Annotated in this window: 8 protein-coding genes and 1 rRNA gene (1 of these 9 running past the window's edge); 1 reads left to right on the top strand and 8 read right to left on the bottom strand. The window is 40.0% G+C overall.

Annotated elements, in window-relative coordinates:
* The 5 genes from RVY80_RS07870 to RVY80_RS07850 all read right to left on the bottom strand — a co-directional run.
* A 16S ribosomal RNA gene (locus RVY80_RS07870) occupies nt 1-225 on the bottom strand (it extends 1,339 nt beyond the left edge of the window).
* Nucleotides 226-747: 522 nt separating this feature from the next.
* A complete protein-coding gene (locus tag RVY80_RS07865) occupies nt 748-1,431 on the bottom strand; it encodes an MFS transporter (RefSeq protein ID WP_317330165.1) in 684 nt (227 codons plus the stop codon).
* 25 nt (nt 1,432-1,456) lie between these two features.
* Nucleotides 1,457-1,720: an MFS transporter gene (locus RVY80_RS07860; RefSeq protein ID WP_411040755.1), complete on the bottom strand. Its 264-nt coding sequence runs from the start codon at nt 1,718-1,720 to the stop codon at nt 1,457-1,459.
* On the bottom strand, nt 1,717-1,854 hold the full coding sequence (locus tag RVY80_RS07855) for a hypothetical protein (RefSeq protein ID WP_317330163.1): 138 nt from the start codon (nt 1,852-1,854) through the stop codon (nt 1,717-1,719). Before RVY80_RS07855 ends, RVY80_RS07860 begins: the two co-directional genes overlap by 4 nt.
* Nucleotides 1,855-1,931: 77 nt before the next feature.
* A complete protein-coding gene (locus RVY80_RS07850) occupies nt 1,932-3,122 on the bottom strand; it encodes an MFS transporter (RefSeq protein ID WP_317330162.1) in 1,191 nt (396 codons plus the stop codon).
* A 301-nt stretch (nt 3,123-3,423) separates the two neighbouring features.
* Between RVY80_RS07850 and RVY80_RS10225 the strand changes: the two genes are divergently transcribed.
* The gene (locus RVY80_RS10225) at nt 3,424-3,645 is read left to right on the top strand and encodes a LysR substrate-binding domain-containing protein (RefSeq protein WP_411040753.1); all 222 of its coding nucleotides are present in this window, start codon (nt 3,424-3,426) and stop codon (nt 3,643-3,645) included.
* A 43-nt stretch (nt 3,646-3,688) separates the two neighbouring features.
* Here RVY80_RS10225 and secF read toward each other — a convergent pair whose 3' ends face one another.
* From secF to RVY80_RS07835, 3 genes are all read right to left on the bottom strand, one after another.
* Nucleotides 3,689-4,588 (bottom strand): protein translocase subunit SecF, encoded by a 900-nt coding sequence (gene secF / locus RVY80_RS07845; protein WP_317330161.1) that lies wholly within the window; start codon nt 4,586-4,588, stop codon nt 3,689-3,691.
* Nucleotides 4,585-5,865 carry a protein translocase subunit SecD gene (gene secD / locus RVY80_RS07840; RefSeq protein ID WP_295191097.1) on the bottom strand — a complete coding sequence of 427 codons (1,281 nt, stop codon included), beginning with the start codon at nt 5,863-5,865 and terminating at the stop codon, nt 4,585-4,587. The genes secF and secD overlap by 4 nt, the downstream gene beginning before the upstream one ends.
* 73 nt (nt 5,866-5,938) lie before the next feature.
* The gene (locus RVY80_RS07835) at nt 5,939-6,505 is read right to left on the bottom strand and encodes a 5-formyltetrahydrofolate cyclo-ligase (RefSeq protein ID WP_317330160.1); all 567 of its coding nucleotides are present in this window, start codon (nt 6,503-6,505) and stop codon (nt 5,939-5,941) included.
* Nucleotide 6,506: the final 1 nt, after the last annotated feature.

Genomic DNA, 6,506 nt, shown 5'->3' with positions numbered 1-6,506 from the left:
TAGAGGCCACCTTTCATCAAAACTCGATGCCGAATTTTGATCGTATGCGGTATTAGCAGTCGTTTCCAACTGTTGTCCCCCATTGAAGGGCAGGTTGATTACGCGTTACTCACCCGTTCGCCACTAAGATTGATAGGAGCAAGCTCCCATCTCTCTTCGTTCGACTTGCATGTGTTAAGCACGCCGCCAGCGTTCGTCCTGAGCCAGGATCAAACTCTCCAAGATATCTTGAAGCTATTTGAATAGCTCATTTTTTGTTGTCGTTGCTGATAGCAACTTGATTTTTTTGGTTGGTTTCATTGTATGAAACCCGCACTCTGGCATATGTTCATTTCTCTCGAAATGATTACCTATCATTGTTCAGTTTTCAAAGATCTGCGCCGTGTTTTCAGCTTAGCGCTGCCAACTGGCGACTTGATTATTCTATCAAGTCTCAGATATTTCGTCAAGTACTTTTTTGAAATCTTTTTTTGTAAATTTCAAGTCAACTTTTGATAAAATATAAAGCCACATATCTCAGCGACTTTTAATATTATAATCACTTTTCACCAAAACGTCAACACCTAATTTCACTTTTTCATCATTTTTTCTGTCACACTTATCTAAAGCCCGATTCTAGCGGAATAATAACCTCTAGCTCCTATATAACCATTCCACTATATACCATAAAGACGTTTTACTTTCATCATATAAGGATGCTAGTAAAACGCCTTTATCATATCCACGACTACCTAGATTAATGGTGGATTATATTGTTTGTTTCTGATATGTATATTTAATAAAGAAGTGATACAGTGCTAATGCAACAATCACAATCCCAGCAATCATTTTATAAGTATCCTGAAACCCTAGTATTTGGGCTGCCACGGCTAGCAGTGCAGAGCCTACACCAACACTAATATCTAGTGACAAAAAATACGTCGCCGTAGCTACGCCAGCTCTCTCAATAGGTGCTGATTCAACCGCCAATGCTTGAAAGGCTGGTTGAGCCATGCCATAACCGAGCCCAATAATCGGTGCTGCTACTACTATACCATACGGATAGCTAGTTAGACCTAATATAGCTATACCAATAGCAAACAATATAAGTCCTGGATACACTACATACTCTGGTCCTTTTCGTTCATGTTCATAGATTTTACTTACCATCGGGCGGCTCACTATACTCATGCACGCATAGAGTCCAAAGAATAAGCTCGCCCAGGTTCCTATACCTTGGCTATTTAATTCGATTGGTACAAATACGAGCACCCCTGAATAACAAAATCCTACAAATAAGCCCATCAAAGCCCAGGGCAAACTACGATGCTCAATAAACGTAGATAGTTCCCAACATTGTTGTTTTTTACGTTGTGGCAACGCTAATCGTAATGGCAAGGTTTTTAAATTTGCCACAATCATAGCAAAGAAGGTCATACCTGTTACTACCATAAAGAGAGTGTTCGTGCCATATTGATCAAGTGCCAATAAACCAATAGCTGGCCCCCAGAACCATAGCAATATTCGAGAACACCGCAAACATGTTAATTCCCTCACCTTTACGATGTTTCGGTAATACGATTACCGCTAACGTCGACACCACGGTCGTCGCTAACGCAAATATGATGCCATGAATGCCACGGAGAAAAAATATTTCCCCCATAGACGAAACAAAATTAAATGCCCCCATGATAAAGAAAAACAAAGATGTTGAAAGTATCAATATAGTCCGTTTATTCACACCATCGATGAGCCGTCCCGCAAACGGTCTACATAGATGGTTCCTATCTGAAAGTACGTCATTGCCATACCCGCCTCAATAGCACTACCCTTGAGGTCACTAGTAATAATGATGGGCAATGTAGTGATCATCATATATTGGGTCATATAAAATATGCTATTACTTCCCCCATATCCTAAAAAGGCCGGAGACCATAATTTCTCATTCTCCATTATAAAGGAATCTCCTCTACCTCTTGTCTATAGGTATCTTTAATCACCAAATGATATAACAAGAACGCTCCTACTACAATAAGGGCATTTACCTTGTATGTATCAAGGAATCCCATACTATTCGCCGCATAGGACATCAACACAGAGCCAAGGCCAATACTAATATCGAAGGCTAGAAAATACGTTGCCGTGGCCATTCCAGCTCGTTCTATAGGTGCCGCTTGTACAGCTAGCGCTTGAAATGCCGGTTGTACAGCCCCATAGCCAAGACCTACTAGTGGTGCTGCCACCATGATGAGTATCGGGTTATTTGTAACACCTAATAATACTAGACCTAAACAAAAGATAGTGAGGCCTGGATAAATAATAAAGGCGGGTCCTTTGCTTTCATAGAGTTTACTCACAATAGGGCGACTAATTATAATCATGACCGCAAATAATGCAAAGAATAGACTAGCCCAACTGCTAGCCCCAAGACTATTTAATTCAATAGGAATAAATACGAGTACACTAGAATAGGTAAACCCCATGAACAGTGCCATCACCGCCCATGGCAAACTACGTGGTTCGATAAGCTGATTGATGCCCCAGCCCTTTTTCATCTTTACATGTGGTTTAGGCAATTCAGCTGGTAATAGTTTCAAATTAGCTTGTACTAACGCTAACAAAGTAATAACTGTTAGCATAATATACAAATTATGACTACCGAACTCTTGTAAAATAAATAGACCTAGCGCAGGACCAAGTACCATGGCCACATTACTAAAGATGGCAAACATATTAATCCCTTCACCCTTACGGCCTTTTGGTAGTACTAATACGATTAATGTCGGTAAAATAGTGGTGACCAAGGCAAAGGCCGCACCATGAATCCCACGGAGTAAGAATATGCCATCCATGGATGATACAAAATTAAAGGCTGCCATGATCGCAAAAAATAGTAGGGTAGAAAAAAACAGAATAATACGTTTATCAAAACTATCTACCAATCGCCCTGCAAAAGCCCTAAAAATGATAGTCCCCACCTGAAAGTAGGCCATCGCGAGCCCCGCATCAATAGCCGTTCCATTTAACTCAGAAATGATGATAATCGGCAATGCTGTAACCAGAATATACTGCGTCATATAGTACACACTGCTACTCATGCCATAATTAATAAAATCAAATGACCATAATTTCTCTTGCTTCATAATTACCTCTTATATATTACAACAATGCTATTATTGTACGCTTCCCTGATGTTTGGTTCAAGCACGAAATAAAAATTTCATAAATCGAGGAATCATATAAGTAGTAAATCAATATATATTAGCTACTAATTGCATTGTGTTGTAATTATATTGATGAGGTCAAGCGTTTATTACATTAGTTTCCTTCTTTAGGACTTACCTCTAAATAATCTAATAAAAATCGATTGAAATCTACCCCCTTAATATGGCCTAAACCTCCACGGGCTGCATGAAAATTTCATTATAAGTATCCACCTGGTCCTTGCGAATATTGCGTCCTGCTACCACGATTGGTACAGGATATTCATTACTATCTCCTCGGTCAGTAGAGCTAGAACTAGAAACTGGGCGCTTGCATCTATTGGACTTGGAAGGCTATTCCCTGAAACGAATGATTACTATCATTCGCGAGAAGAATCGTTATATTACACCGGCCTGTCAGAAACTAATTGATATCATACAAAATGCAAAAGGGACCTCTTAGAGGTCCCTTTTCCTATGCTACTAGTTCACCTACTAGCAAAAGATTATGCAGTTTGTTGGTTACGAGCGTCATTTTTATTACGGCTCTTCCAAATAGCCCACAAGGATGTAGCCACGCAGATAGAGGAATATGCACCACTAACGAAACCAATAATCATACAGAGGGCAAAGTTTTTCGTAGTATCCCCACCGAATACGTACAAGGATACGCAGGCAAACAATACCGTGGACAATGTGTATAAACTACGATGGAAACTTTGTTGGATACTAGCATTAGCCAAATCCGCAAATGTATCTGTACGTTTGTGTGTATGTGTATTTTCACGAATACGGTCAAAGATAACCACAGATTCATTCATGGAGTAACCTACAACCGTTAGAATTGCTGCTAAGAAGGATGCATCAATCTCTAATTGGAAGAAGGAGAATACCCCTAATACCATGATTAAGTCATGGAAGATAGCTGCTAATGCAGCGGCTGCTACTCGATATTCAAAGCGGTAAGAAATATACAATGCCAATGCACCGAATGCAACCAAAAGGTTAATCAACGCATGTTGTGTTACCTCAGAACCAATAACAGCACCTACAGATTCAATACGTTTTGTTGTATTTTCACCCAATGTTTTTGTTAAGGCATCAACAACAGCGGCACTTTCAGTAGACTCAAGATTACGAGTACGAATAATAACATCTTTTCCAGATGTTTCAGCGCTTTCACCAGTCAACTGAATTTGTGCACTCTCTAAATCAAATGTTTTAAGTACATCACGAACTTGACTAACTTCAACATTTTGGGCAAATTCAACCTCAACAATAGTACCACCTGTATAATCGATACCAAAGTTAAAGCCACGCATAAAGATAGAAATCAAGCTAAGAATTACAAATGCGGAGGAAATAGCAAACCACCAGCGATGATGTTTAATTACGTCAAATCTCATTTGCGTTTACCTCCCTTAGTTTTTACTTTTGGTGCAAACGACTCTGCACTCACGGATGGGGAAATATTCGCACCAAACCAGAATGGATGGCTTGTAAAGTTACATTCAATCAACATACGAAGTAATAAACGGCTCATAGTAATAGCAGTAAACATACTAACCAATACACCTAATGCCAAGTTAATAGCAAATCCCTTTACCGCGCCAGACCCCATAGCGATCAAAATACAAGCCGTAATCATAACGGATGTATTCGCATCAAAGATAGTAGCGAAGGCACGCTTGAAACCAGATTCCATGGATACACGCATGGATTTACCGGAAAACACCTCTTCTTTGAACCGTTCAAATATAAGGATATTCGCATCTACCGCGACGCCCATGGATAAAATAATCCCGGCGATACCAGGTAATGTCATAGTCGCATTCAATACATGAGGGCCTAAAATTAATAATAAAATCATAACGTACACGAGCAGTGCAAGGTTCGCTACAAAACCAGATAAACGATATAGTACTAACAAGAATACCATAATAGCACCGATACCTACACCAAAGGCAACAACGGATTTATCCTTGGAATCTTGACCAAGGGTTGGACCTACCGTACGCACCTCCATAACATTAACCTTAACAGGTAATGCACCGGAACGTAACAAGATGGCTAATTCCTTAGCTTCTTCCAAGGAATTGCTACCAGTAATAACTGCTTGACCACCTGTGATGGCTTGTTGTACTACAGGTGCTGTTAAAACTTGACCATCCAATGTGATGGCAATTTGTTTACCTATATTAGCAGCTGTCAAATCAGCAAATTTCTTTGCCCCTTCGTCACTTAATGTGATAGCAACTTCTGGTTTTTTACTTTGTGCTAATTGCTCTTTTGCATCTTTCAAATCATTACCATTCATAACAGTTTGGCCAGCTTCATTTTTGAATTCTAGCACCGCTGTTTTACCGATGGTTTTAATGGCTTGATCAGGATCTTTTACACCAGGTAATTCGATAATGATACGTTTTGCACCTTCACGTTGTACCACAGGTTCTGTTAAACCCATTTCATTAATACGACGGCTCAAAATTTGGATAACTCGTTCTACCGAGTCGTCCGTCACTTGACCTTGTGCCGTATCTTCAGCTTCTAATACGATATGTGTACCACCTTGTAAATCTAGGCCTTGTTTAATGGAACCTGCAAGGTCACCAATAAAATAGGTAAACAATCCTAGAATGATACCAATGGCCACTATAAACTTAATAATAGCATTGCTTCTCAAACTTAAATCTCCCTTCCTATGCCTTTGGAACGAACGCAACGAAATGATGTATCAAATACATCACGCACGGTTCCTACTGACATTGTAACAGTCCAGTCTCTGTAATGAGCTGTGTCATACGCACATCATAGTCCTCCATAGGTATTTCCTGTGAAAGTATCTGCATATTCCAGCACACACCAATAAATTGTTCAGGACGTAATATTGAGAGGAATCGATCATAATAACCATTCCCCATTCCCATTCGACCACCACGATAATCAAACCCAGCACCAGGAACTAGCACGAGGTCCAACTCACTAGGATTAATGATATCATACGGTTCGTTAGGAATCCTTATATGTAATACACCTGTTGTAACATCAGATAAACTGTGTAATCGCACTGCAATCATCGTCGTTTTATCTGTACAAACTGGCACATACACATCCTTACCATCTTGCAAGGCCTGTGTAATCACCGCATCAAGGTTTGCCTCTCTTGGCATCGCCAAGTACAGCATGATTTTCTGGGCTTTTTTATACTGTGAAAGCTTTACAATTTCTCGGGTTAACGCAATAGTCCACTGTTCACAGTCTTCTGCACGTAAAGCAGCGCGCTTGGTTTTGCACGCCAAACGCACTGCTTCCTTCGTATCCATA

This window comes from Veillonella absiana, assembly GCF_032970865.1.
Classification (GTDB): Bacteria; Bacillota; Negativicutes; order Veillonellales; family Veillonellaceae; genus Veillonella; species Veillonella absiana.
This window is presented reverse-complemented; position numbering and strand designations above follow the sequence as displayed.

What these genes read in the sequence shown, in the direction of transcription:
- secF (WP_317330161.1), bottom strand. Translation starts at nt 4,588, where the DNA reads ATGAGATTTGACGTAATTAAACATCATCGCTGGTGGTTTGCTATTTCC.
- RVY80_RS07835 (WP_317330160.1), bottom strand. Translation starts at nt 6,505, where the DNA reads ATGGATACGAAGGAAGCAGTGCGTTTGGCGTGCAAAACCAAGCGCGCT.
- RVY80_RS07855 (WP_317330163.1), bottom strand. Translation starts at nt 1,854, where the DNA reads ATGATGATCACTACATTGCCCATCATTATTACTAGTGACCTCAAGGGT.
- RVY80_RS07865 (WP_317330165.1), bottom strand. Translation starts at nt 1,431, where the DNA reads ATGGTAGTAACAGGTATGACCTTCTTTGCTATGATTGTGGCAAATTTA.
- RVY80_RS07850 (WP_317330162.1), bottom strand. Translation starts at nt 3,122, where the DNA reads ATGAAGCAAGAGAAATTATGGTCATTTGATTTTATTAATTATGGCATG.